At 44.4% G+C, this 24249-nt stretch carries 31 protein-coding genes; all 31 read left to right on the forward strand.

Annotated features, from left to right (window positions below):
* The first annotated feature begins 29 nt into the window (after positions 1-29).
* The 31 genes from JF50_RS06160 to JF50_RS27760 all read left to right on the forward strand — a co-directional run bounded on the left by JF50_RS06160 (position 30) and on the right by JF50_RS27760 (position 24213).
* Positions 30-926 (forward strand): hypothetical protein, encoded by an 897-nt coding sequence (locus JF50_RS06160; RefSeq protein WP_039608553.1) that lies wholly within the window; start codon positions 30-32, stop codon positions 924-926.
* Positions 927-928: 2 nt separating this feature from the next.
* On the forward strand, positions 929-1231 hold the full coding sequence (locus tag JF50_RS06165; protein WP_039608554.1) for a hypothetical protein: 303 nt from the start codon (positions 929-931) through the stop codon (positions 1229-1231).
* A 74-nt stretch (positions 1232-1305) separates the two neighbouring features.
* Positions 1306-2337 (forward strand): baseplate assembly protein, encoded by a 1032-nt coding sequence (locus tag JF50_RS06170; RefSeq protein ID WP_039608555.1) that lies wholly within the window; start codon positions 1306-1308, stop codon positions 2335-2337.
* Complete coding sequence (locus JF50_RS25965) at positions 2330-3220, forward strand: phage tail protein I (protein WP_052262152.1); 891 nt, start codon at positions 2330-2332, stop codon at positions 3218-3220. Before JF50_RS06170 ends, JF50_RS25965 begins: the two co-directional genes overlap by 8 nt.
* A gap of 14 nt (positions 3221-3234) precedes the next feature.
* Positions 3235-3789 carry a phage tail protein gene (locus JF50_RS06180; RefSeq protein ID WP_039608556.1) on the forward strand — a complete coding sequence of 185 codons (555 nt, stop codon included), beginning with the start codon at positions 3235-3237 and terminating at the stop codon, positions 3787-3789.
* A 4-nt stretch (positions 3790-3793) separates the two neighbouring features.
* Entirely contained in the window at positions 3794-4708 is a 915-nt protein-coding gene (locus JF50_RS06185; RefSeq protein ID WP_039608557.1) for a hypothetical protein, read from the forward strand.
* A 63-nt stretch (positions 4709-4771) separates the two neighbouring features.
* Complete coding sequence (locus tag JF50_RS06190) at positions 4772-5560, forward strand: hypothetical protein (RefSeq protein WP_039608558.1); 789 nt, start codon at positions 4772-4774, stop codon at positions 5558-5560.
* Positions 5561-5567: 7 nt separating this feature from the next.
* The gene (locus tag JF50_RS06195) at positions 5568-5921 is read left to right on the forward strand and encodes a hypothetical protein (protein ID WP_039608559.1); all 354 of its coding nucleotides are present in this window, start codon (positions 5568-5570) and stop codon (positions 5919-5921) included.
* 32 nt (positions 5922-5953) lie between these two features.
* Positions 5954-6793, forward strand: coding sequence for a baseplate assembly protein (locus JF50_RS06200; protein WP_039608560.1), 840 nt, complete (start codon positions 5954-5956; stop codon positions 6791-6793).
* Positions 6778-7635, forward strand: a complete 858-nt coding sequence (locus JF50_RS06205) for a phage tail protein (protein WP_039608561.1) — start codon at positions 6778-6780, stop codon at positions 7633-7635. The genes JF50_RS06200 and JF50_RS06205 overlap by 16 nt, the downstream gene beginning before the upstream one ends.
* A gap of 157 nt (positions 7636-7792) precedes the next feature.
* Complete coding sequence (locus JF50_RS06210; protein ID WP_039608562.1) at positions 7793-8272, forward strand: hypothetical protein; 480 nt, start codon at positions 7793-7795, stop codon at positions 8270-8272.
* An 8-nt stretch (positions 8273-8280) separates the two neighbouring features.
* Positions 8281-10266: a DUF4815 domain-containing protein gene (locus JF50_RS06215; RefSeq protein WP_039608563.1), complete on the forward strand. Its 1986-nt coding sequence runs from the start codon at positions 8281-8283 to the stop codon at positions 10264-10266.
* Positions 10263-11453, forward strand: coding sequence for a hypothetical protein (locus tag JF50_RS06220; RefSeq protein ID WP_039608564.1), 1191 nt, complete (start codon positions 10263-10265; stop codon positions 11451-11453). Before JF50_RS06215 ends, JF50_RS06220 begins: the two co-directional genes overlap by 4 nt.
* A gap of 8 nt (positions 11454-11461) precedes the next feature.
* Positions 11462-11680 carry a hypothetical protein gene (locus tag JF50_RS06225; RefSeq protein ID WP_039608565.1) on the forward strand — a complete coding sequence of 73 codons (219 nt, stop codon included), beginning with the start codon at positions 11462-11464 and terminating at the stop codon, positions 11678-11680.
* 9 nt (positions 11681-11689) lie between these two features.
* Positions 11690-13156, forward strand: coding sequence for a hypothetical protein (locus JF50_RS06230; protein ID WP_039608566.1), 1467 nt, complete (start codon positions 11690-11692; stop codon positions 13154-13156).
* A 9-nt stretch (positions 13157-13165) separates the two neighbouring features.
* Complete coding sequence (locus JF50_RS06235) at positions 13166-13603, forward strand: hypothetical protein (RefSeq protein WP_039608567.1); 438 nt, start codon at positions 13166-13168, stop codon at positions 13601-13603.
* 1257 nt (positions 13604-14860) lie between these two features.
* Entirely contained in the window at positions 14861-15760 is a 900-nt protein-coding gene (locus JF50_RS06240) for a baseplate assembly protein (protein ID WP_039608568.1), read from the forward strand.
* Positions 15753-17057, forward strand: a complete 1305-nt coding sequence (locus JF50_RS25970; protein WP_052262153.1) for a phage tail protein I — start codon at positions 15753-15755, stop codon at positions 17055-17057. The genes JF50_RS06240 and JF50_RS25970 overlap by 8 nt, the downstream gene beginning before the upstream one ends.
* A complete protein-coding gene (locus JF50_RS06250) occupies positions 17057-17623 on the forward strand; it encodes a phage tail protein (RefSeq protein WP_039608569.1) in 567 nt (188 codons plus the stop codon). The genes JF50_RS25970 and JF50_RS06250 overlap by 1 nt, the downstream gene beginning before the upstream one ends.
* 16 nt (positions 17624-17639) lie before the next feature.
* Positions 17640-18341, forward strand: a complete 702-nt coding sequence (locus tag JF50_RS06255; RefSeq protein WP_039608570.1) for a hypothetical protein — start codon at positions 17640-17642, stop codon at positions 18339-18341.
* Positions 18342-18344: 3 nt separating this feature from the next.
* Entirely contained in the window at positions 18345-18575 is a 231-nt protein-coding gene (locus JF50_RS06260; protein ID WP_039608571.1) for a tail fiber assembly protein, read from the forward strand.
* Between the two features lie 19 nt (positions 18576-18594).
* On the forward strand, positions 18595-19371 hold the full coding sequence (locus JF50_RS06265) for a hypothetical protein (RefSeq protein WP_039608572.1): 777 nt from the start codon (positions 18595-18597) through the stop codon (positions 19369-19371).
* Between the two features lie 2 nt (positions 19372-19373).
* Entirely contained in the window at positions 19374-19601 is a 228-nt protein-coding gene (locus tag JF50_RS06270) for a phage tail assembly chaperone (RefSeq protein ID WP_039608573.1), read from the forward strand.
* A gap of 94 nt (positions 19602-19695) precedes the next feature.
* The gene (locus tag JF50_RS06275) at positions 19696-20268 is read left to right on the forward strand and encodes a hypothetical protein (RefSeq protein ID WP_039608574.1); all 573 of its coding nucleotides are present in this window, start codon (positions 19696-19698) and stop codon (positions 20266-20268) included.
* Between the two features lie 8 nt (positions 20269-20276).
* Positions 20277-21107: a phage baseplate assembly protein V gene (locus tag JF50_RS06280; protein WP_039608575.1), complete on the forward strand. Its 831-nt coding sequence runs from the start codon at positions 20277-20279 to the stop codon at positions 21105-21107.
* 3 nt (positions 21108-21110) lie between these two features.
* Positions 21111-21413 carry a PAAR domain-containing protein gene (locus tag JF50_RS06285; RefSeq protein ID WP_039608576.1) on the forward strand — a complete coding sequence of 101 codons (303 nt, stop codon included), beginning with the start codon at positions 21111-21113 and terminating at the stop codon, positions 21411-21413.
* Positions 21413-21748 carry a GPW/gp25 family protein gene (locus JF50_RS06290; RefSeq protein ID WP_039608577.1) on the forward strand — a complete coding sequence of 112 codons (336 nt, stop codon included), beginning with the start codon at positions 21413-21415 and terminating at the stop codon, positions 21746-21748. The genes JF50_RS06285 and JF50_RS06290 overlap by 1 nt, the downstream gene beginning before the upstream one ends.
* A 169-nt stretch (positions 21749-21917) precedes the next feature.
* Positions 21918-23306: a phage tail sheath C-terminal domain-containing protein gene (locus JF50_RS06295; protein WP_039608578.1), complete on the forward strand. Its 1389-nt coding sequence runs from the start codon at positions 21918-21920 to the stop codon at positions 23304-23306.
* Positions 23306-23821 (forward strand): phage major tail tube protein, encoded by a 516-nt coding sequence (locus JF50_RS06300; RefSeq protein ID WP_023397066.1) that lies wholly within the window; start codon positions 23306-23308, stop codon positions 23819-23821. The genes JF50_RS06295 and JF50_RS06300 overlap by 1 nt, the downstream gene beginning before the upstream one ends.
* A 3-nt stretch (positions 23822-23824) precedes the next feature.
* Complete coding sequence (locus JF50_RS06305) at positions 23825-24082, forward strand: phage tail assembly protein (protein WP_039608579.1); 258 nt, start codon at positions 23825-23827, stop codon at positions 24080-24082.
* Positions 24083-24087: 5 nt separating this feature from the next.
* Complete coding sequence (locus JF50_RS27760) at positions 24088-24213, forward strand: hypothetical protein (RefSeq protein ID WP_256370531.1); 126 nt, start codon at positions 24088-24090, stop codon at positions 24211-24213.
* Positions 24214-24249 lie beyond the last annotated feature (36 nt).

A 24249-nucleotide genomic window follows, 5' to 3' on the forward strand; every position in this document is an offset into this window, starting at 1 on the left:
GGCTTTTTATTTTAAACGGAGGTTAAACCATGTCTTTAGAGCAAGACATTACACGCGTCGTTGAGGCGGCGGAAAAGTTAAGTGATATCGTTGATACCAAAATTGAAGATATCGACGCTCGTGTGGCACAAAAGGCTATCGAGATTGATCAAAAAAATGCGGCCGTTGAGAGTCGTTTGACTGCCAAAGAGCAAGCGGTTGATGCCAAAATTCAAGCGTTTCAAAAAGCGTTACCACTGGCACCTAACACACTTGTGGACTCAAAATATTTTAATTCTATTTGTGAAGCTAACAATACCCCAACAGATATATTGACGGCACATAAAGCGCCCTGGACGTCTTTTTTGCACGATGGGACTGAAGGCAGTGGCACTGTTACTCGCTTAACACTAGACAAATTAGACGAATATGGCCTGACACCAAATCAGGATTTTCAGAGCCGTGGTATTGGGTCAAAAAACCATGGTGGAGAGCATTATTATGGCTCTAATTATCGTGTTTTACTGATTGACATTGAAATTACCAAAGGCCGCACTAACGATGCAGATAATGGTTATTTCTTCGTGCTATCACAAGGCTGTGATACTCATGTTGGATGGAGTAAAGGAGAGTTTTTAACGCAAGCCAGTTGCTGGATAAATGTGCTGGAAAGTTCAGGCACGATAAGATTTCACCCGTCTTCAAACCGCTCTGCTCAAATTACATGTGATCACACGGATGTCGGTAAAGGCTGGCAGTACAAACACGCTGTTCGACAAGGTTGGGGTGGATGTCATCAGCCTTTGTTTGTGGGGTTGGGGAAAATGAAAGTGGCAATATGCCTGCCTTATGTTGGTACGGGTAATCATGGCGATAATATGGTTTGGGCAGACAGTGTAGGTTTCCCTTATACACATACTGACGCAGCTGGATACGTAGGAGTATAAACATGGCATTATTGAAACAAATCTCAACAGGTCGCATTGTGGCAGGTGGACTAACTACACCAGAAAACGCTCAGAAAATAGCAAAAAATGCCGGAGTTGATGAGGGGGATTATCAGCTTATTTTCTCCGAGCAAGAAGTGCAAGATAACCGTCGAGAGCGATATGCTCATGTCTGTGACCATCTCTTTATAGATTACATGGCAAGCCTAACTGAATCTGGTGATACTGCGCAAAAAACCATTGATGCAAAGCAGGTGTGGTTAGATGCCAGAGCCAATGTTAAAGCAAGCTTTCCTAAATCATAGCTTGTTAACAATCCTTATGTGCCTGTCTATGCGTTAGTCAGGCATTTTTCATAACTTTAATCCTGAGCTTAGTTATGTCATTGACAAACTTTAGCGCCATAGATCTCAGCCGTTTGCCGGCGCCAAACCTCATTGAGTCACTAAGCTTTGAAAAGATTAGGGCTGAGATTTTAGATGACTTTAAAACACGCTTTCCTGACGCTGAGCTTAACCTTATCAGCGATCCTGTGGTTAAGTTAGTGGAGTCATTTGCCTACCGGGAATTGTTACTGCGTCAGCGAATCAATGACAGTGCACATGGCGTGTTACTGGCACATGCTACAAGCAGTGAACTTGATTATTTGGGTAATCGCTTTGAAGTCGAGCGTGCAGTATTAGAGCCAGCTGACAGTGCACAGATACCTCCGAAACCAGCTATTTATGAAAGTGATGAGCGGTATCGTGAACGTATTGCATTGGCGCTAGAAGGATTTAGCACCGCGGGCCCCGCAGGCGCATATGCTTTTCATGCACTGAAGGGATCACAATATGTCAAAGATGTGTTTGTAGATGCGCCCGAGTTTGCTTATATCGACTTACCTGAGCAAGTCGCTAACTTATTGCCGCCTAGTGCGCGAATATTGGTATGTACAGATGACGCTGGTTTGACGCCAGAAGTGCTATCAGGTGCTGAACCGTCAGAGCCAGCACCTGGGGACGTGGTGGTAACATTACTAACAAGCCAAGGAAATGGCCAGGCAACCCCAGAGGTCATAGAGCATGTCAGAACACAGTTAAACAAGGAAAGTGTCAGGCCGATGACTGACAGAGTGCATATCAAATCCGCAGATATCATCGAATTTGAGCTAGACGCGGTATTGCACATTTACCCAGGCATGGATGGGCCGGCATTGGTTGAGGAAGCGAAAGTAAGCTTAGCGGCGTGGTTGGCTGAGCATCATAAATTGGGACATGACATTTCTCTGTCTGGTTTATATGCAGTATTGCATCGTGAGGGCGTGCAACGAGTTGAGCTGAGCGCGCCGCAGTGGGATATTGCTGTGCAAGCACATCAGGCTGCGTTTTGCTCTCGGGCGACGATCTCTGTGGGAGACGAGCATGTCTAACTTCACATTGCAGGGAAATACTTCCGAGTTGGAGTTGGCACTTGAGCATTGTAGTGACCGAATATTGAATATCCCAGTATCGCATAAGCAGTTATGGGATCCATGGACATGCCCTGTACGGTTTTTGCCTTGGCTTGCCGACTCATTGAGTGTGGATGTTTGGGATAGTGCTTGGCCAGAGCATGTGCAGCGCAAGGTCATTGCGGACAGTGTGCCACGGCACAGATATAAGGGGACGATCAGTGCGGTAAATAATGCATTGAAAGTGCTCAATGCCAAGGTTGAGCTACAAGAGTGGTGGCAATATGGTGGTGTACCACATAGCGCAAAGTTGCTGGCCATTGCCAATGAGAATCTAGACAGCAATGGTAGCACTTTTTTAAGTCCTAAATTGCAGGGGCAAATGTGGCAATCTGTGGTGGCGACAAAGCCAATGCGGACGAATATCGATTTTAATATTGGTGTTAACCTCAACACGGGCATCCAAGTGATTGGTGGAGGGCAAAGCGCATCGATGCAAATCGCCATGCACCGTGATGAACCGATATTTAACTTTGCACCAGTTAATGTATGTCATTTTGCGGCAGCTCAAATAGGCAGTGTACATGCGTCAAAGCTAGTAGATAACCCGAGTTTTGATTTTAACTTAAGCTCAGTACATGTTGCATCGATGAGTGCATCTAATCATGTTGGGACACAGTCGTTTGCAGATAAAGCAATGGCATATTTTAGCTCGGGTGCCGTTATATCCGCTTCTGCGGTTACGGCTCACCTCTCAAGTACTTCGTTGAAAGACAATCCTAAATTTCAACATACATCAAATAGTTCAATAGCAAGCGGTGCTTACACCGTTTCCATTCAAAATATCACGCTTAATTTATAATCTGAGGTACCTATATGAATGTATATACACCTGTTGTGACACAGCAGGGGATAAACGCAGCGGTCAGTGCCCTTGAACAAGGGGTTAAAATTCAAATTGGCCATATTGCTGTGGGTGATGCGGGTTATACACCCGATAGAAATCAAACGGCTTTAAAAAGTCAAAAAAATACAGCACCTGTATCGGGTGCTGAAGTAGTGGGTAATGGTCAGTTCCATGTCACAGCAGAATTTACTGATGATAATCAGTATGCGGTAAAAGAAGTAGGTTTTTACCTCAATGACCATCAAGACGAAAGCCAACGGACCTTGTTTGCTGTCTGGTCTCACCCTGAGAATGTGCTTTTTTTTCAGACGCCGATTGCGAAAATTGTCCAAGGGTTCGATTTGCTTTTAACGGCGGTTCCGCCGGAAAGCTTGGACTTCAATGTATCGGGGGATTTAAGTCTATATTACGCCGATGAATTTGCCGCACTGACCATTGCACAAACCAAAGCACTCACAGCGCAAATTCAGTCAAATTTGAGGCAAATACACTTTAATGACCGCCTTTTAAAGCTGGAGGGGTAACACCATGTCTAGTTTATCAAAAAGTGTGGCTGAGCTTGCCAGTAACAACGCAAATTTGACTCAGCAATGTAGCGAACTGACAAATGATATCAACCAGTTATTACTCAACGTTGACAGTAAAGTTGATTCGGCGTTTTCTAAAGTCAATGGCGAAATAAAAAGCACATTTGCGCAGACCTTGTATGTCAATGCTGATCGAACGGTTGGTAGTGACAGCAATGATGGTTTAAGTGCACAAGCGCCACTAAACACAATCAAAGCAGCGGTGGCTAAACTGGTACCGGGTTGCTCTGCTCGCATCATGCTTGCTGCAAATAATGTAGAGCATGTTTCCACGACCGTGGTGGTGCCAGATTGCTCAGTTATTTTTAATACGTATACCGAGAATGATTGGCAATCTATTGGGTTAAAACTGCATTTTACCGGTGCAATTGCGTTTAACACCAGTGGTGACAATGCATCAATTACACTTGAGCTGTTTGGAGAATTCCAAAAGACCATATTGATGGCAGGTAATCGATTATTTGAAAACTTAGGCAAGGCTGCTTACTCATTGGCCAGTGACAGTGCCAGCTTTCCAGTGGTGGTGTTTCACCGCAATACGACAGGGCAATTTTTTCCTTACTTTGTTGCAGCCAATTATGCCAAGTTTAGCAAAATTGGGATGTTCTCAATGAGTAACGTCACATTTGCCTCGCATATTTCTAATAGTGCAGGTGAGATAGTTTATGAGCCTATGCCACATATTCGATTGGACACAGCTCCAGTGGGCGGTGCCGTACTGGCAGTATTTAATAACGTTGATATGCATTGTGGGCAACTGTCTAACCCCGGTGTGGAGTTGGCTACAGGGTGCTATTTGATCTCCAAGGTGACAGGGCTAAATCATGTTGCTCCACCCGTTGCTGCAACGAGCTAACTCTGCAACCTTTCCTTTCTTTTTTACTACCTATATTTCAAATTTATATTGAGGACAATATTTATGTCTACACAAGCTAAAACGCTTGAGCAGCTCATCACAGAGCTACATACGACCAATGGTGAATTAATCACATCGAATAATGACTTAGCAAATACAGTGATAAACAAAACCGGTGAAATTGATGCTGCGGTAGCAAAAGCGCAAGCGGATGTGAGCGCAGCAGTTACAGCTGGTGATAGCCGTATTCAACAAGCCATCATTAATTTGGCTCAAAGCCATGCTGATATGCGTATTAACTACTATGACCGTAAGGTACATAGTAAAAGTACACTTATTCAAGATAATGGGTTAGTTGCAGACCCAAATGATGAAACGCGCTCTATTTGGATTAAAGTACCAAATGGGGGGGGGACAAGTGGTTACAATACATATCCAGCTGCCAAAGCACTCACTAAGGTTCATACCGTGTCGGGTTATTCATACTCGCCTGGTTATTATGAAACCCCTGAAAAATATGTGGCTGATTGGAGTCGCACGTATATGCAATTCATATTAACCAATGAAAGTGCGACCAGTGAGCAGATAAATGACAATATTGCGTCACAAGGCGTTGATATACATCAATCTCAAATGGGCGGCTGGTGGAATGGCTCTCTAGTTAAGGATATTCCATGTATGAATATCGCAGGCTTACACCCATACAGCTGTTTATTTGCAAGACTAGTGAATGTGGTCTCTGATGGTGTGTCTAACCCACAGAGCCTGCTACCGCAGAATATTTTACAGTTTGGTGGTAATAGTTATTTTTCCATTGATCGTGTTGTTAACTACCCTAAAATTCCACTATAGGTGATGCATGTCTGAGACAAACCCTTTTGATAATAAAGACATTAGTTTAAATGATGTTAAAGTAGAGCAGCGCTCGCGCATTCATTATGAAGTTGCAGATGCGGACTCGTTGATTGGCACAACTTCTGACACTACCCATATGATCTTAGTTGAATTTGCTAAATTAACACAGGCAATTTCAACCGCAACTTCTCTTGATGACGTAAAATTAGCAGCGTCACAATCAGCGAGCTTGTTTGCACCGATAGTAGAAAAGCACAATGCGGATCAGTTGACTTTTCCATATCAGCATAAAGGGACTGACAGTGTGTTTGCTGAGATTGAAGCCCGCGCGCAAGGTGTGGCTGATATTATCAAGTAATAATTGACTATTTCCTTCCCAAGAGATCCCCTATGAACTCCCAGTACTTTGATTTTTCTGCGCTCCCAGCGCCAGATATCATTGAGCCACTGGACTATGAACGTATATACCAAGCCCGCAAAGATAGATTTAAATCCATTGCACCGCAATACGCTGATGCACTAGATCTTGAAAGCGACCCGCTGACAGTCTGTCTGCAAGTAGAAAGCTATCGAGAACTGTTGTTGCGTCAGCGTATCAATGAAGCGGCGTATGCTAACTTGTTAGCGACGGCGCAAGGCGGCGATTTAGATCAACTTGGTGTATTTTATGGTCTAGGGCGTGCCGAGGGTGAAGAAGACGGTAACTACCGTCTTCGCATTCGGCAAAAAACTCTGGCTTCCAGTACCGCTGGTAGTAAAGATCATTACCGTAATGCAGCGCTCACCGCTGCTCCCAATGCTATTCGTGATGTAGAAGTGGATAGCCCTGCCTCCGGACGTGTTCGCGTGTCGATATTATTTCAAGATACAGACTCTGCTGATGCGCTTTTACAGCAAGTACGAGAATACGTACTGAGCGATCAAGTTAAGGTTTTAACGGATCAGGTAGAAGTCAATCATGCAGAAGAAGTGCCTATTGATGTAAAAGCGGATATTTATCTGCAACACAATGTACCTAACTGGGTATTTACACAGTTAGAAGAAAAGCTCCGCGCTGCTTGGCAAGATGCCATGGCGCTTGGCGTTGCGATGACCCCTAGCTGGCTGAGTGCTCAACTGCATGTCGAAGGGGTAAAACATGTTGAAATACACACGCCAGATAGCTTGATCAATATCGAGTCCAATCAATATGCTCAGTTAGGGCAAATTCAATTATGTCTGATCACCTAGATAAAAAAAGCGACGCATTACTGCCTTACAACCACAGTGAGATGCAAGCTGCTGTTGTTAAGCACGGGCAGTTAGAGTTGATGCTGGGTGAGGGCATATCGCTATTACGTGGCTTTAAATCTCACCCTCAACAATCTTTGTTACCTTGGCTCATTTGGGAATATGGTTTAGGTGCTTTGGTACCTTACTTAGATGACCTTGACCAAGTACTGCAACAAGGCCTGACTTGGCAGCGGATCCGAGGAACGCGAAAAAGTCTTGAAATGGCGTATGGATGGCTTGGCTTTTCACTTAAAGATGTTGAAGAGTCAACGTCCTATCGTCACTTTTACCGCTACCAATGTCACCTTGAGCAATTGCCCAACTTAAATGATGTTGAGCGCATGTCTCAACTGGCTGAGCTCAGTGCACCCGCACGGAGTGAGCTGACTCGTGTCACTTATCAATTTGATATCCGAGAACTCACTTTATCAGCAAAACCTTTCGGCTCGCTGCTAAGTGATCACTCCGGATTTAGGCATCACCTTAAAAATGGCAAGCTACTGCGAATAAGCACTAAGCGTACTCACCCAGAACACCATAGCTTTAGCAGTGATACGCACAGCAGTGGTTTAACGCGCAAACATAATAGTGCTTGGCAGAGTTACTCTTCTGAAATTTTAGGCGTTTTACGTCTTAGTGAGCCGCTTATAAACCAATTTGGTGCGACTTCGGTGCACAGTCGTCAGTCGAGTCGTGCTTATACTCTTGACCAAGCGCAGTGGTTTGGTCATTGGCAAGCGAGCAGTTGGTCTGCAATTCAATCACCTCAAGTGATTATTGCACACCAGCAAAATCGTTAACTTTTTCAAATATTAACAAATCTTGAGCTTGGTTTTATGCAACTCTTCATGAGTGTTTGCAAGGATAGTTATGTCATGCCTAGGAAGGCGCGTTGAGACACTTGGTAAATGAGTTAATGCGGTACATGGACCGAGTGAAGGACGATAAGGAAATATTTTGGCTATTCTTACCCGTGCAGGGCGAACTATGCTCGCTCAAACAATTGCACAAACTTCCATTTATTTGGCTTGGGGACGCGGCGCGTCTCAGTGGCAAATGCCACCTGCCGAACCTATTGCCGCGACAAATCTTGCTGATCCTATAGGTTATCGTAAAGCAAAAAAAGTCGGATTTTGTTATCCCGATGATCAAGGTGACATCTTTATTCAAGGTGGTCGCTTTAGCTTATCTTCTGAGCCAACTCAGCATATTTATTGTGAATTTACCTTTGACTTTACTGATGGCGCAGGAGAAACCGTGCGCGAACTTGGCTTAATGTCAGGCTTGCAAGCAGATGCTCAGCTCCCCGATGGCTTGGTATATTTGACGCCGGAACAGGTCGCTAACTCTGGCACTTTATTGCTTCTTGAACATCGTGCTCCGCTTATTCGTGAGCAGGGCGTGCGAGAAAGCTTCGAATTTGTTGTTAGCTTTTAGAGGTGTTTATGCTTGACGATTATTATGAAAAATTTCATGCAGACTCAGGTTATGAACGTTTACTGTTCAGAGCCGGTAAGGGACTGCAAAGCAGAGAGCTCAATGATTTACAGTCACAAGTCAATCACCAAATAAAGGGGGTTGCGGATGTACTCTTAAAAGATGGTGATTTGGTCAAAGGTGGCGAAGTGATCATTGATGCAAAGTTGGCCACTGCTTTAGTAACAGACGGTGAAGTGTACATTGCCGGGCAAGTAAGGCCGGTATCAAGCAGCGCTGTACCTATCGATATGGCTGGCAGTGTCGATGTTGGTGTGTGGCTCACGCACAATGTGGTGACTGAGGAGCAAGATCCAAGCCTAAGAGACCCTGCTGTTGATGCAATAAACTTTGATGAACCTGGGGCTGCCCGTTTGCAACAAGTTTGCCAATGGGGATTACGCAGTGATGCGATTGGCCCTGATGATGCATTTTACCCTGTGCATAAAATAGAGCAGGGCACGTTAATCATAAAACAACCGCCACCGCAGCTTGATGCGGTTACACAAGCGCTTGCACGTTATGACAGAGAGTCAAACGGCGGAAGCTATGTGGTTGAAGGGATGTCTTTAAGTTATCGAGGTGCAGATCAAACCGTTCAGAGCTTTAGTCTAGAAGAGGGCAAAGCCCATATCGAAGGCTATGAAGTGGCGTTTGCAACCTCGAGAACGGCTGAATTTGATTATGATCCTGATGTAGGTGAGGTCAAAGAAGAACCTAAGACTTTTCAATCCGATGGCCAAGGTATCATGCGCATTGATACGGACTTTTTTCCTGTTAAACAGATAGAAGAAGTCAATGTGACTGTCGAAAAAACGACCCAGCTTACCCGGGGCCAACTGTCTGGTGGTGAAGATCTATTACCGGATGATTCTGTCTTAGAAATCTTAAGCATTACGCAAGGTGATACAAATTCTCAAGAGAGTACGACGTATATTCAAGGAACGGATTTTATCTTTTTGCGAAACCACATCAGTTGGCAGCTCAGTGGCGAAGAACCTGCTGGCGGCAGTCAATATGAGGTAACGTACCGTTACAGAAAGCAGCTTATGCTCGACTTTGATGAATACGGTTTTAATCTAGATAGGCAGTTGGCTGATGGTGGCGTAATTGTCGATAACACCTTAGTGACAATTGACTACCAGTGGCACCGTCCACGTATTGATTTAATTGTGCTTGATCGCTTTGGCCAAATTAAGCGGATTAAAGGGCAGGCGGCACATCAATTTCCTATTGCGCCTAAAGCACCCGCGCATCATTTAGCTTTGGCGCAAGTTACTCAATCTTGGTTAAGTGAGCAAGCGCCTGCGATTGAAAACTTAGCTGTACGCGCAGTTTCTATGTCGCAGCTTGAGCAAATGCAAAATCAAATTGGTGATCTTTACCAATTGTTGGCAATTGAGCGTCTTCGCAATGATGCCAATAGCCAAGACCCAGCCAGTAAATATGGGGTGTTTGTAGATCCGTTCATCGATGACGATATGCGTGATGCGGGCATTGCACAAACGGCTGCCATTGTTGATGGTGAGTTAGTACTCCCCCTCAGTGCGGATATTGCAGATTTGCCCGTACCAAACGATGGGTTACTGACCTTACCTTATGAGTTAGAAAATGTGCTCGAGCAGCCCAAACAGACGGGCAGTATGAAAATAAACCCTTATCAAGCCGTTGAGCCTATCCCTGCCACGATTACCTTGACACCGAGTCTAGACCACTGGACGCAAACGCAGCGCAGTTGGACGAGCCCGATTACGCAACGGTTTACTCGAGGTGGAGGATGGCGCACTCGTACCACGCAATCAACGCAAACACAGGTGATTGGCCGCACAACGCGAAGTGCTGAACTATTACGCCGCCGTTGGGTGAATTTCTCCTTGTCTGGTTTTGGCGAAGGTGAAGCACTGAAACGGGTAATTTTTGATGGCATTGTGGTGACACCAGAGGAGACATCATGATTAACGCAGACCCAAACGGCCGCTTAAGCGGCCGTTTTTATATTCCCGCAAACATTCCTGTTGGCAGTAAAACCGTGAGGTTTGAGGGAGAAAAAGGCTCATTCGGTGAGGCAACTTACACTGGTAGTGGCACCATCGTGAGTGAAACAGCGCGCCGTATTACCACAATTACAACGGTACGCTTTGACCCTTTAGCACAAACATTTACGTTACCACAAAGGCGCTTTATTGCGGGTGTTGAGCTGTGGTTTAAAAAAATAGGGGGTGATAAACCCGTTCGCGTTCAGATTAGAGAAACCGAAGTGGGCATTCCCAATCAGACCGTTTTGGCGGAAGCATCACTTGAGCGCTCTATGTTTAAAGTGAATGGTGAGCCAACCTTATTTGAGTTTGATCCGGTCTCGCTTAATGCGGGGCAAGAATATGCCATTGTGGTGTTAACGGACGACCCTGATCATGAAGTGGCGATTGCGGAACTCGGTAAGTTTGATAGTGAAAGTGGCTGGGTGACCACACAGCCATATCAAGTTGGCGTATTACTTTCATCAAGTAACGCGTCTACCTGGACACCGCATCAAAATAGAGATTTAACCTTTAGATTAAAAGCGGCTCGTTTTACACAAACAACGCAGACAGTCCCCCTTGGTCAAGTTGAGCTGGATGAACACAGCGATATTTTAGCAATGGCCGTGATTGAGCGTCCAAGCAGTGAAACTCAACTGCATTTTGAATTCAGCGGTGCGCAATTAGGTCAATTTAATTTGCAAGAGTGGCAAGCACTGCGTTTGGCTAACAAGGTGAAAGAACCATTGCAGGTGAGCGCGAGATTAACAGGGACCGAAACGCAAACACCGGTGTTGTTCGATAGTGTGCAAACTGCATTGGGTAAAGTGAGTAATGAAGCTGATTATGTGACTCGTGCCATTCCATGCCAAATCGGTGGCAGTTTGAAAGTGAGTTTCGAAGGGCAGCTGCCCGGTACGGCTAAAGTGGATGTGTTTATTCAGCAACAAGGTCAATGGGTAAACATACCGCAGAAAACAACTCAGCCACAGGGAGATGGTTGGCTATTGTGCAATTACGAGTTTTCTAACCTGAGTGAATCACAAGCGCGCGTGAAGCTGGTGTTATCAGGTACACACATAGACAGGCCTCGAGTTCGGTCTCTCAGAACCTTCTCAATTTAGGAGGGGGTATGATAGACGATAAAACCCTTTCTTATGCACTCCCTCTCCCACACCCCGACAATTTATTACAACAAGATGTAGAGCGAATTCGACAAGCGATAATCGATATTGATCAGGTGCTCTATATGCAAACCAATCTTGACCAGCAGCAAGATACGCTACTGAACGAGAAACTCAGACGAGTCAAGCTTAACCAGCTACTCGGCGAACCACTATTAACTTTATAAGAGGATATTATGGCGAGTATTCAAAATGCCGTGCAAGTCATGGTAGATAAGCTAGTTGCCGATATGGAAGGCAATCAGCCGCTTACAGCCGAAGAACAAGCATTAGTGAGTAATGCAATTACCAAACTGACTGATAATGCAAAGCTAGAGCAAGCCGTTGTGGCGGTTGCAGAGTCACACATCAATGATGCCACATCGACACTACAGCAAGTATCTCAATCCAGTGGTGCGGCTTTGCAAAGCGCGACTGAGTCGCTCACGCAAACCAGTACAACACTGGATACAAAGTCTAGCAAATTAGACTTATTAGATGCGATGGCGCCGAATCTAAATCGTGTGGAGTCGTTACAGGCTACCAGTAATGCTTTGCATATCAGGCCTTTATTTGGGATGACGCCAATAGATTCTCCGAGCACCTCTGCAAACAATCGAAGGGCGACAGGCACATTTGCTGTTTACGATAATAGTGGAGATACTTATGTTATTAGGCCGAGCTTTACTCACAATGCGACAACTGAGCAGTGTCGATTAGAGTATTTAAAGCTCAATGCCAATGCAGCAGAAAAAACGACGACGCATACCAGCTTTGTTCATACGAATGCATTTGAGCAAAATCCAGCGAGTAAAATTTACTACTACGGCACCAGTGCGTATTTACCGCTTGCGAGCAAAAGCAATGCGGCAGATATTCAGTATGAAATCGTGTATAGCACGCAGGACTCTCAGACCACCGCTATTGCAAACTATGGCGGTATATTTTGTAAATCATCAGGCTTTACCTCTATTACTAAGCCAAAACAAAATTTAGATGCAACCGATCAATTTGGTATTAGCACAGCAACGACTCATGCTCATCATCAAGTAGGTGTTTTGTACGATAACAATAAACATTGTCTTGTTATGGTTGATGAAGGCACATCTGTATTGGTTGAAAAGTACCGTGATGGTAACGTTGTCACAACGACAGCTATCGCGAACAATGAAGAGTTACAAGCCTATGTGGATGCTGGTGACTTCACGGTTGTGAAATTTATGTACCACAGTTTACAGCACGCTTATGGCAGACATTATTTCAACCATTCTGAAACACCGATGAGTAGCTATGGTGTGAGTTATTATGGCTATTTTGGTCACTACAATGGCGTGACCAAAATGGGTGAAAATAAATTCAGTGCCCATTACCGTTTCACTCATGAAAGACGTTTAGAGCCGCTTAACTACTTCTTCAGCTGTAGCACGGGTCATTACAATGCTCACAATTCACCAGATGCTGAAACTAAAGTGATACTTGAGACGATGTCTGGCGAAATATTAGGGGCATACTCTTATCATTCAAGACCTTACCATGCAGCATACGATAACGGCCTGATGGGCGGGGTAATCAGCTGCATTAATCCATATTCTGGCGCAGGCATTTTGAATGAGCACTATACACACAATAATTATGGTTTAGGCCGTACTTGTCGTGCATTTTAAGGAGAAAACATGAGTTGTGAATATTTTGCCGATAAAGGCATGAAAATTGATGGAAACTTTTGGTTGGTTCACCCTCAAACTGGGGTTGCTTGGAATAGCACCTCGATTGAGGATTACAAAAAAACGTATGAAGCGCAACAAATCTTGCTGGCACAAGAAAGATTGGAATCTGAAAAGGCCGATCAGCTTACTGCGATCAAAGAGGCTGTGTTTAATAAACTCAATGATGAGCAGTGGCGTGTGCAAAAAGCCCAAGAGCACCTATTGATGGCTGAGCTTGCGGGCGATCAGGCCGAGATTGGGTTAAGTAAGGCACATTTGGCCGAATTATTGGCGCAACGAGAGCAGATCCGTTTAGCCAGTGACAAAGCTGAGCTGACTCTTGCGGATATCTCAACATCCGAAGAACTGAAAGAATTTACGTTTGATGTAAATATTTCATTATAAATTTGGTGTAATGACCCGTTTTATTCCCAATAAACGGGTTAGTATCATGTGTGCTTGAGAAAGCAACAGACTTGTTATTCCAACAACCTAAACCCGCTTAGCCGTGTCGAGCGGGTTTTCTTTTATTGAGTTTTATGCTGCTTTTAAATTGTTGCATATAGGGCAGGAATGACCTGTTTTAATTCCTTAAAATCAGTAAAATACACCTAAGCTTGAGAAAAGTTTAAACAGCTTGTGATTGACACTGAGCTGATACATTACCTAACAATATAATGCGCCACTTGGCTGGTTTATCTTCGATAAATGAGCGCGTGGCGTTTTTTGTATTACGCACAAATTTAGCGGTTTTAAGGCGGTCATAAATGACCTGTTTTAATTCCATAAAATCAGTAAAATACACCTAAGCTTGAGAAAAGTTTAAACAGCTTGTGATTGACACTGAGCTGATACATTACCTAACAATATAATGCGCCACTTGGCTGGTTTATCTTCGATAAATGAGCACCTGGCGTTTTTTGTATTACGCACAAGTTTAGCGGTTTTAAGGCGGTCATAAATGACCTGTTTTATCTCCTTAAAATCAGTAAAATACACCTAAGCTTGAGAAACGCTTAGACAGCTTAAGGTTCACATCTAGCTGAAAAAGACCCAACAGTTTCAACGCCATGTTGCCCTTTTATTTCGATAAGCGAGCACCTGGCGTTTTTTTGTATTACGCATAAGTTTAGCGGTTTTAAGGCGGTCATAAATGACCTGTTTTAACTCCTTAAAATCAGTAAAATACACCTAAGCTTGAGAACAGCTTAAATAGCTTTTGATTTACATCTAGCTGAAAAAGACCCAACAGTTTCAACGCCATGTTGCTTTTTTATTTCGATAAACGAGCACCTGGCGTTTTTTGTATGAAGCACAAGTTTAGCGGTTTTAAGGCGGTCATAAATGACCTGTTTTAACTCCTTAAAATCAGTAAAATACACCTAAGCTTTAGAACAGCTTAAATAGCTTTTGATTTACATCTAGCTGAAAAAGACCCAACAGTTTCAACGCCATGTCGCTCTGCATCTTCGATAAATGAGCGCGTGGCGTTTTCTGTATTACGCACAAATTTAGCGGTTTAAAGGCGGTCATAAATGACCTGTTTTAACCCCTTAAAATCAGTAAAATGACCTTAAGCTTGAGAGAGCTTTACACAGTTATCCCATGAATCAAAACCCGTACTTGAATGAGTACGGGTTTTTTATTGCAGATAGGAATATTATGAGCGGCTTTACTAAATTAGACTTATCGAAAGTTCCTGTTCCAGACGTGATTGACACGCTTGATTATGAACAAGAGTATGAGCAGCTCAAAGCCCAATTTTTATTACAAAACCCACAGTATCAAGCCGCCCTTTCATTAGAAAGCGATCCTGTTGCCTTGCTGTTACAAACACTCGCATATCAAAAGGTACTACAAAAACAAAAACTCAATGATGCAGTGAAGAGTAATATGTTGGCATCAGCACAAGGGCATGATTTAGATGCCATTGCTGCACGGTATAATCTGTCACGTAAAGCATCTCCAAGTGAGTCTGATGCTGCTTTTAGACAGCGCATACAATTGGCATTTGATGGCCTTAATACGGCAGGCAGTCGCGAGTCATACATTTATCATTCCATGTCATGCGACCCGCAGGTAAAAGATGTGGCGGTAAGTAGTCCAGAACCTTGCGATATAGAATTGACCATACTGAGTAACAGTGACGCCGGTCAGCCAAACGATGCGCTGATTAATAAGGTAAAGCACTATTTTTCTGCACAAGGCACAGAGCAGGCTGGTATCGACGAAGTGGCATCGAAAGTGCGTCCATTAGGGGATAGAGTGACGGTGCACAAGGCACAAATAAAACCATTTTCGGTGAACGCAGAGCTCTCTATTTTACATGGCCCTTCCGGTAATGCGCTTGTTTCAGCGGCTGAGCAAGCGGTGCAAGCATATTGTGAATCACGACATTATCTCGGTAAAAAAGTCACGCGGGCAGGGATTTACGCCGCACTGCATCAATCGGGTGTAGAGGATGTGACTTTGTTGACGCCAGTCGACGATATTGTCTGTCAGGCGACAGAAGCGCCTTATTGCGAGTCTATCTCAGTATTGATGGAAAATGTCTATGGATAAATTGATCCCAACTAATGCCAGTGAGCTAGTCAAAGCACTTAGTCAGCAGGTTCCGTCTCATCAAATTGTTCGACAATTACTGCTCTCTCTATTAGCACTGTCTAGTCGAAGTGATGCGCAATTAGTTTGGCTAGCAAAGCTGTGTGGCATGCAACCCAGTGCGGTACTGGTGAATCCTAGTATCTTATTACAATGCAGTGCTAAGCAACTGTTAACACTGGTGGATCACCCTGAATTCTGTGATGCTCAACAGCTCAATGAATTTGCTACTCAACTTAGCATTGAAAACTGGCAGTCTGATGAGTCTGATGCTGTGAAACGCAGCCAAGTAAAATCTGCATGTGTGTTGAATGATAGCCGCTTGTTGCTTGCCAGTGTGTGGGACCCTTTTTTGTGCCCTGCGGCGTTGCTGCCTTGGTTAGCTTGGTCCGTGTCTGTGGATGAGTGGGACGAGGCATGGAGCGAAGCCCTAAAGCGCCAAGTGATTAATGACGCATTCGCCGTACACCAAGTGAAAGGCACGCCTTACGCGCTGCAAAAAGCGCTCGATAGTTTAAATATTAAAACCGAAATCAAAGAGTGGTGGCAAGGAAACAATTTAGAAGCGTTGCCCCGAGGCACTGTGCAAGTGTGGGCACTTATCAATAGTAATTTGGATGAGCAGCAGCAAGGAATGCTGACCCCCCAAATGTTAAAGCGAGTGCGCCGTATTATTGAAGCAGTTAAACGCGGTTCTATTCATGTGGATGTGCAATTAGGACTTTCTTACAGCGAGCAGTTAGGCGCGGTATGCGCTTTACCGCCAACCATAGTCCAGCGTATGGATGCGCCTACTGGAAATGGTGTGAAGCCCAATGAAGCAATGCAAAAAAACGCGGCATTTGGAGCCGCTCAAAGCAGAGGCATCAAACATTTAGCTATTGCCGGTCAGGGAGTTGTCCCTCCGAGCAATACCGGTGGTGCAGGTTTTTTTGCTGTGAATGCAAGTTGTTCTGCTAGGCATTTAGCAATAGCAGGCCAAAGTGTTAAGCCGCCAAAACCTAGTGGGGCATATCATTCATTTGGTGCAACTAATTCTCATACATTATGTAGTTGGCAAGTTGCGGGGAGCGGTATAAAACCGGGCAATAGTAAAGGCCTCTATGGGGTATTTGGCCTGTCTAAATCGAATCAATCGCACCATTTAAATATCTCAGGCCAAACTGTTTTACCTCCTCACAGCACTGGGAATGAGGGTTTATTCAGTGTTACGAGACAAATTATTTATCAACATTTTAACTTACAAGGAGCTGCTTAATGTCTGCATTAACGCTGCAGTTTACCCAAGTTGGCTTAGATGCTTTGTTAGCGGCCAAAGCCAATGGTAAAAAAGCACAGATCAGCCATATGGCATTTGGTGACGCAAGTTATACGCCGTCGCAAACTCAAACGAGTCTGCGTAATCTTAAAGAGCTTCAGCCAATTCGGGATGACAATTACGAAACAGATGAAAACCACCAAGTCACTGTGGTTGCACTGTTTGATAAAGCCATGTCGGCACCTGAATATGCCATTCGTGAAGTCGGTGTGTTTATCCAAATCGATGAACCAGTAGGCAGTGACCAAAATTTAGTGTTACTGGGCGTATATTCTGAGCCAGATCGTACATTAGGTTATCGCACACCAGATGTGAAAATTCTGCAAAGTGTGACCTTGAGCCTTGCTCAGCTTCCATCCGATAGTGTGGAGGTGAAGCCGGGTATCGATAATTTTAACGTATTGCTTGATAACGAACTTGCAGATTTAACCTTGGTGCAGCTAGACACAATGCATCGACAATTAAAACAAGAACTACGATTACTCGCTTTAGAAAACGGGCAATAGGAATTAAGGAAGACTGATGTCAAACGAACATACAACTATTACAGAGAGCCTAGCAAAAGTAGCCACGCGTGCTAACGAGCTGTGCAACACCGTGGATGCGCAGATCAATAACATAAAAAATACATTAAAAGCAGAGCAGGATGCATTGCAAGCTAAAAAGACACAGTTTGATGCACAAGCTGCGAGCTCGATTAGCCAATATCAAGGAAAAATGGATGACTTTATCGAGTCGGGTGATAATCGTTATCAAAAAGCATTATCTAAAGGCGATGTCATTGTTCCTGTCAATTTAAAGCATTTAGATGATTCTAAATTTTATCCAGTGACACTTTATCATTGCAAAATGCTCGATGTACGTGTTGAGAGATATGTGCATGATGATGTTTCGGGTGGTGGGATTTTAGATTATTTTGTGCAATTGCAAAACTGGTCTAATGGTGGCGACTTTACGTTTGCTAAGCAATTTCATCACTCTTATTCAGGCCGAGCATTTGTTGGGAAAATTTCTGCAGCTTCAACGCCTTATACGTCTTCTATTTGGCTGCGTGGTGGCTGGTCTTATAAGTTTTATTTAAATGGTCATTACAGTAAAGGGCCGGTGGTTATTGAGTCTGAAACACAAGTGGTAGAGCGTATTGCAAGTACGGATTACTTTTTGGCACCAATCACTGAAGTTCAGCCGCATGTTGCAGCGAATAATTTTATTTTGGGAGTATAAAAGATGACGGAACATGAACTGTTTACAGCAAAGCAATGGTTAGAAATAAAAAGTATTCGTAACTCGTTATTGAGAGAATCGGATTGGACACAAGTGAATGACAGTCCATTCAGTGCTGAGGATTCCCAGTTGATTCAAGAATATCGTGCAGCTTTGAGAAATATTCCACAAGAATTCAACAGCCCTGAAAGTGTAGTCTGGCCACAAAAGCCAGACGTACTTAAAGCATCTTAGGCTCGAATAAGAGAGTATTATGTCGGATAACAACTTAACTATCACAGAACGTCTTACTAACGTCTCTGCGCGTGCGAACGCATTGTGCGATACCGTCCAAAATCAAATGGGTCTGATTAATCAAGCTCTAGATTCAAAATCGACTGAGCTTGATACACAGTATGAAAACTTTAAAGCTGGCATGGTTGAGAGCATCAATGGGCTTAATGTTTACAAAGAAGGCTTAACTAAGCGCTTTTCTTTTAAACAGCACTTATCAGCTGGAGGTTACACATCCGCCGCTGATGGCCCTGATGAGAGCTATAGATACTGTTTAGCGCCAAAAGATCCATACTACGTTAATTTAATTGAGTTTGATGCGCAGCACATTGGCAACTCTTTTGGTTCAGATGGTGATACATTTAAATGTGACTTTGTAATGTCGCACAGAGGCATGGCAACGTATTATGATCACCTAGTGATATATGGTGCATCTTCTCATGATTGCGTCTCTGCGCGTATCGAAGTGAAGCATATTATGCACGATACCGCATTGAAATTATTCATTTCGGAGCCAGGTGAAGCGCCTAGATTTATTGATATTACTAAAGCGGATGTGGGCAAAACACTCACGGTATTTTTCCGACAAATTGGCAAAGGATATGGCAATGGTATTGGGCGTGTCTCTTTGTTTGTTGATACTCGTCCGCACTGTGGTTCTGAGCGAGCATTCACCGCAACGTGTGAATATACCTCGGTCAATGGCCGCCCATGTGCTCAACGCGTTTCTCATAATCAACCTTCTTGGGAGCAATAAGCATGGACTATGAAAACATAGTAACAGAGCCGCATGGTGAAGATATTACTTGGGTCACGGTGAGGTCTAAACGTGACAACTTGCTGGTAGAGTCTGATTTACTGGTATTACGCGCACTGGAAAATACGCAATCAGTGCCCACTGAGCTCAGTGATTATCGACAAGCACTGCGAGATTTACCGACTCATTTTCCATCGCCTTCAGAAGTCGTTTGGCCTACTTTAGACTAATTATCTTAAATTTGGGCATTTCGTCCATCTCGACTCGCCTTTTCCTTCGAGTCACAACCATCATAAGTCTTAACTTCAAAGAGTAAATAACCTCATGCAAAGATGTACCTTAATTAATAAGGTGCTTGAATGCTTATCATCTGGACTTCAAGGGGTGGCACATGTGGGGCTCTTAAAAGCCGCACAACCTTACCCAGATCTGACGCAGCAAGCCCAACTGACAGTCAAGCTGCTCGGCGAACGTCAAGCCAGTGAACTGCAGGCAAAAGGCGCCGACAAAGGCGTTACATATGGACCGTCGTACAATAAAAACCTCAGTCCAAACTCACTCGATAGACGAGTGTTGCAGTTACAGCTAGACATAGAGTTGGAAGATGCTGACAACGCGCAGCTGCTGCAAAGACTTGATCAGTTGATAACTCAGTGTGAGGCACTTGTGATGGTGGACGAAATGCCCATCCATTGGCAGCACTTTATCGCTCAAAAAAGCGATATATCATTTAGTCATCAAGTCAGCTCAACACTGGCGAAAGCGCAGCTTTATTGGGATTTCTACTATCAAGTGGAATACCCAGACGATCCTCCAGGGCCTGCCATTACCGAAGTATATTTGGGGCCCAAAGGGGGAGAATATAAGTTGATAAATAAAGCACCCACCACAACTTAGGAGCGACTATGTTAGCAAATCAACAGCAGTCTGAACTGGCTGTGTCTGACATGCAGCATCGCTTTGCCAAATTAATTTCAATCGGGACGGTTGAAGAAGTTGACTATGATTTGGCGAGGGTCAAAGTGCGTATCGGTGAGTGGTTGACCGCAAAATTACCCTGGTTGACCAATCAAGCTGCTCAAGACATGACATGGCAAGCTCCAGAAGTGGGTGAGCAAGTGTTAGTGCTTGCTCCTTGCGGAGATATGGCACAAGGCATTGTACTGGGTAGTTTGTATGCCAATGGTCATGAGCAACCGCATTTTAAAATGAACCATGTGGTGGATGCGACCAGTGCGACAGGTGATGAGTTAGTACAAAGCCTAAGTGCTGTACCAACGGAGTCTCGTGAGCATGTCCAGCGCACACACTACCAAGATGGTGCAATCGTTCAATATGACCGAGAAAAACATGCCTATGATATTTTTGTGCCAGAATCACAAGGTGATAACCCAGCCCAAATCAATATCTTTTCCGGTGGCGAAGTGAATATCGAATGTAAGCAAAATGCCAATGTACTGGTGCATGGTGAAACCGATATTAATGGTAAGAAAAACATCTCAATTACCGCAACAGAAGCGCTAAATTTGACAGGGAAATCCGTCAATATCACGTCTAAAGAGGAAGGAACCAATGTGATTGCAGAGCAAGGCGATATGTCTATACAGACTATGCAAGGCGCAATGACTTTAGACTCAAAAGCTGACACCACTATTAAAACGGCTGCGGCCATGACAGTCAAAGCAGGTGCAGTGATGAAGCTAGACGGTTCAGCAATCAAAGCACAGGAGGGGTAGTGTATGCCAGCAGTTTCTGTCGATGGTGCTATCACAGATGTTCACGGAGGGTTTGCCCCTGGCGTTATTTCAGCATCAGGTCCCAAATTTACAGTGGGAGGGATTGATGTGCTACGAGAAGGAGACAGTGTGAGTGAGCATGTTTACATGCCGGACCCAAAAGTTAAACACTCGGGAAAGGTTGTTCAAGCTGGCGCGCCCAATTTTACGATAGGTGGCAAAGCGATTGCGAGGTTGGGGGATCCCACTGATTGCGGCGGTAAAATAGCCGTTGGTGTGGGCAGCTTCACGGTAGGAGATAAATGATGATTGGAATGAACGCTCAAACGGGTAAGCCGTTAGGTGGCGTTGAGCATTTAAAGCAAAGTATTCGCGACATTGTAACAACGCCGCTCGGTAGTCGAGTGATGCGTCGTGATTATGGCTGTGGGTTATTTGAACTCGTCGATAGACCGTTTTCTCACAACCTAGTTGGTGATATCACCATGTCGATTGCCAATGCGCTAGATAGATGGGAGCCGCGCTTTCGTTTAGAAGGTGTATCTGTGCATCCAGCCGGTGAGGGAAAAGTCGATATCACCATCGAAGGGCTTTATCTGATTAACAATGAGCCGGTGACAATAGAAGGGATCCTGCTTTAATTCAAAATAGGTTGGCATATCAGTCAACTTTTCACACTTAACTTCATTCTGTACTGATTGGTACAGATAAAAAATTAATCAACTTAAGCCATGCGACTGACTTGAATTTTCAAGCTCGGTCACATGGCTTTTTTATTAGCTAATTGACATACCTTTAAAGGAGATATCTATGTCGGGATTTCTACACGGTGTAGAAGTAATTGAAGCGCAAACTGGCACGCGCCCAATTAAAACAGTAAAAAGTTCAGTAATTGGTCTGATTGGTACAGCCCCATTTGCTGACAAAGATGCATTTCCACTAAATAAGCCTGTTCTTGTTGCTGGTAAACGCGCTGATGCTGCTGGTCTAATTGACCCTAATTTAGCAGCGTTTCAACAGAAACTAACTGAGCGTAAAGATGCTGCGGCGGCGGCTGTTGCGGGCAGTGAAGCATTACAACTGGCTGAAGGCAAAGCTGCGGCTGCGAAAGGTTCAGACTTGACTGCACAAGAAAAGGCGGAAATCTTAGCTAAGCTTGAGCAAGACGCAAAAGACTCAATCAAAGATATTTTAGATAAAGATAAAGGCTCTTTATTTGCTGCGATTGACGGTATTTTTGACCAAGCAGGTGCTGCCATTGTGGTGGTGCGTGTAGCAGATGATGCTAATGACGCGACTGTGATGTCTAACATGGTTGGTGGTGTTAATGCTCAAGGCGAATTTGAAGGCGTTCACGCTTTCCTAGGTGCAGAATCAGAACTAGGTTTCTCTCCTCGTATACTCGTTGCGACTGGTTACACTCATCAACGCCCATTAGATAGCGACGACAACCCATTGAAAAACCCAGTTGTTGCAGAAATGCAAGGTATTGCTGAGCGTCTTCGCGCTGTGATCATTGCGGATGGCCCAAGCGGTACAAACTCCGAAGCCATTGCTTATCGTAGTGATTTTGGCTCACGTCGTGTTTTTGTTGTTGACCCGCATGTCAAAGTGTTCAAAAACGGCCAACCAGAAGAAGAGCCAGCAAGTGCACGCGTTGCGGGTATGATTGCAAAGTCTGATAACGACCGCGGTTTCTGGTGGAGCCCAAGTAACACGGCTATGAATGGCATTGTTGGTACACAGCAAGCAATCGATTTCCAACTTGGCGATAGAAATGCGCGTGCAAACCTGTTAAATGAAAATGAAGTAGCAACAATCATCCGTCAAAATGGCTTCAAGCTTTGGGGTAACCGCACTTGCGCGACAGACCCTAAGTGGGCTTTCCTATCAGTTGTTCGTACAGCGGATATGATCAACGACTCGCTACTTCGTGCACATATGTGGGCTGTTGACCGTAACATCACGTCAACTTACATCAAAGATGTGACAGAAAGCGTTCAAGCTTACCTTGATAGCTTAAAAGCGCAAGGCGCTATCCTTGGTGGCCAAATCTGGGCTGATGAAGACCTTAACACGCCTGAAAATATCCAAGCGGGTAAAGTGTACTTTAGCTTTGATTTCACTCCGCCAACACCTGCTGAGCACATCACGTTCAAGAGCATCTTAACTAACAACTACCTAGAGGAAATCGTATAATGGCAATGTCTCCTAAAATCCTAAAGAAATCAAAGCTGTTTGTAGATGGTAAGGGTTACCTTGGCATTGCAGACGAAATCTCGCTTCCTAAAGTCACAGTTAAAACACGTGAAGTGACTTCAGGTTTCCAAGCGCCAATCGAGCTAGATGTAGGTCAACTTGAAAAGCTTGAGGGTTCAATCACGTTACTAGAGTACAACGCAGATGTACTTAAGCTACTGGGTGATTGGGGCGGTACTGGCAGAACAATTAATCTGACTGCACGTGGTGCGATCCAAAAGCAAGGTGCTGCACCAGAGCCTGTCGTTGTCACACTACATGGCTTCTTCAAAGAAGTAGATATGGGCAGCTGGAAAGACGGCGAAGAAGCGAAAATGACGCTGCAATACGCTGTTCAAAAGTACAAGTTAGAAGTGAACAACGAAGTTATCTACAACATTGACCTGTACAACGATATCCGCGAAATCGCGGGTGTTGATCACATGGCTAACCTACGCAAGACTATCGGAGCTTAATCTATGACTGAAATCATTAAACTGACTTTCCCTGTTACGGTCGATGGGCATGAGTATGCAGAACTAAAAATGAGACGACCTAAAGTGCGCGATCGGTTAATGGTTGATAAAGCGGATATTAGCGAATCTGAAAGTGAAATCCGTTACTTCTCACATTTGTGTGAAGTGTCTCCAGATATCATCGAAGAGCTAGATTGGAGCGACTTTGTTAAGTTACGCGAGGCGCTCCAGGCTTTTCTCGTATCCCGCCCAAGCGTCTAAAAGCAATGGTGATTGCCCTGGCTAAGTACACAGGGTGGGGCTTGCAAGAACTCAACGGGCTGACTGAAGACGAACTCATCGAGTGGTTTGAAGCAGCGGTTGATTATAAAGAAGCAACAGAGGCGGGGTAACCCGCCTTTTTTTCACCAGCGCAAGTTTGATAGCTC

Source organism: Pseudoalteromonas luteoviolacea, from assembly GCF_000814765.1.
Taxonomy (GTDB): domain Bacteria; phylum Pseudomonadota; class Gammaproteobacteria; order Enterobacterales; family Alteromonadaceae; genus Pseudoalteromonas; species Pseudoalteromonas luteoviolacea_H.

Excerpts from the sequence above, each read along its gene's own strand:
- JF50_RS27760 (WP_256370531.1), top strand. The coding sequence starts at position 24,088 with ATGGTGATTGCCCTGGCTAAGTACACAGGGTGGGGCTTGCAAGAACTC.
- JF50_RS06215 (WP_039608563.1), top strand. The coding sequence starts at position 8,281 with ATGCTTGACGATTATTATGAAAAATTTCATGCAGACTCAGGTTATGAA.
- JF50_RS06290 (WP_039608577.1), top strand. The coding sequence starts at position 21,413 with ATGATTGGAATGAACGCTCAAACGGGTAAGCCGTTAGGTGGCGTTGAG.
- JF50_RS06230 (WP_039608566.1), top strand. The coding sequence starts at position 11,690 with ATGGCGAGTATTCAAAATGCCGTGCAAGTCATGGTAGATAAGCTAGTT.
- JF50_RS06265 (WP_039608572.1), top strand. The coding sequence starts at position 18,595 with ATGTCGGATAACAACTTAACTATCACAGAACGTCTTACTAACGTCTCT.
- JF50_RS06275 (WP_039608574.1), top strand. The coding sequence starts at position 19,696 with ATGCAAAGATGTACCTTAATTAATAAGGTGCTTGAATGCTTATCATCT.
- JF50_RS06180 (WP_039608556.1), top strand. The coding sequence starts at position 3,235 with ATGAATGTATATACACCTGTTGTGACACAGCAGGGGATAAACGCAGCG.
- JF50_RS06285 (WP_039608576.1), top strand. The coding sequence starts at position 21,111 with ATGCCAGCAGTTTCTGTCGATGGTGCTATCACAGATGTTCACGGAGGG.
- JF50_RS06300 (WP_023397066.1), top strand. The coding sequence starts at position 23,306 with ATGGCAATGTCTCCTAAAATCCTAAAGAAATCAAAGCTGTTTGTAGAT.
- JF50_RS06190 (WP_039608558.1), top strand. The coding sequence starts at position 4,772 with ATGTCTACACAAGCTAAAACGCTTGAGCAGCTCATCACAGAGCTACAT.
- JF50_RS06220 (WP_039608564.1), top strand. The coding sequence starts at position 10,263 with ATGATTAACGCAGACCCAAACGGCCGCTTAAGCGGCCGTTTTTATATT.
- JF50_RS06295 (WP_039608578.1), top strand. The coding sequence starts at position 21,918 with ATGTCGGGATTTCTACACGGTGTAGAAGTAATTGAAGCGCAAACTGGC.
- JF50_RS06195 (WP_039608559.1), top strand. The coding sequence starts at position 5,568 with ATGTCTGAGACAAACCCTTTTGATAATAAAGACATTAGTTTAAATGAT.
- JF50_RS25965 (WP_052262152.1), top strand. The coding sequence starts at position 2,330 with ATGTCTAACTTCACATTGCAGGGAAATACTTCCGAGTTGGAGTTGGCA.
- JF50_RS06305 (WP_039608579.1), top strand. The coding sequence starts at position 23,825 with ATGACTGAAATCATTAAACTGACTTTCCCTGTTACGGTCGATGGGCAT.
- JF50_RS06165 (WP_039608554.1), top strand. The coding sequence starts at position 929 with ATGGCATTATTGAAACAAATCTCAACAGGTCGCATTGTGGCAGGTGGA.
- JF50_RS06200 (WP_039608560.1), top strand. The coding sequence starts at position 5,954 with ATGAACTCCCAGTACTTTGATTTTTCTGCGCTCCCAGCGCCAGATATC.
- JF50_RS06270 (WP_039608573.1), top strand. The coding sequence starts at position 19,374 with ATGGACTATGAAAACATAGTAACAGAGCCGCATGGTGAAGATATTACT.
- JF50_RS06250 (WP_039608569.1), top strand. The coding sequence starts at position 17,057 with ATGTCTGCATTAACGCTGCAGTTTACCCAAGTTGGCTTAGATGCTTTG.
- JF50_RS06170 (WP_039608555.1), top strand. The coding sequence starts at position 1,306 with ATGTCATTGACAAACTTTAGCGCCATAGATCTCAGCCGTTTGCCGGCG.
- JF50_RS06235 (WP_039608567.1), top strand. The coding sequence starts at position 13,166 with ATGAGTTGTGAATATTTTGCCGATAAAGGCATGAAAATTGATGGAAAC.
- JF50_RS06160 (WP_039608553.1), top strand. The coding sequence starts at position 30 with ATGTCTTTAGAGCAAGACATTACACGCGTCGTTGAGGCGGCGGAAAAG.
- JF50_RS25970 (WP_052262153.1), top strand. The coding sequence starts at position 15,753 with ATGGATAAATTGATCCCAACTAATGCCAGTGAGCTAGTCAAAGCACTT.
- JF50_RS06225 (WP_039608565.1), top strand. The coding sequence starts at position 11,462 with ATGATAGACGATAAAACCCTTTCTTATGCACTCCCTCTCCCACACCCC.
- JF50_RS06280 (WP_039608575.1), top strand. The coding sequence starts at position 20,277 with ATGTTAGCAAATCAACAGCAGTCTGAACTGGCTGTGTCTGACATGCAG.
- JF50_RS06185 (WP_039608557.1), top strand. The coding sequence starts at position 3,794 with ATGTCTAGTTTATCAAAAAGTGTGGCTGAGCTTGCCAGTAACAACGCA.
- JF50_RS06255 (WP_039608570.1), top strand. The coding sequence starts at position 17,640 with ATGTCAAACGAACATACAACTATTACAGAGAGCCTAGCAAAAGTAGCC.
- JF50_RS06205 (WP_039608561.1), top strand. The coding sequence starts at position 6,778 with ATGTCTGATCACCTAGATAAAAAAAGCGACGCATTACTGCCTTACAAC.
- JF50_RS06240 (WP_039608568.1), top strand. The coding sequence starts at position 14,861 with ATGAGCGGCTTTACTAAATTAGACTTATCGAAAGTTCCTGTTCCAGAC.
- JF50_RS06260 (WP_039608571.1), top strand. The coding sequence starts at position 18,345 with ATGACGGAACATGAACTGTTTACAGCAAAGCAATGGTTAGAAATAAAA.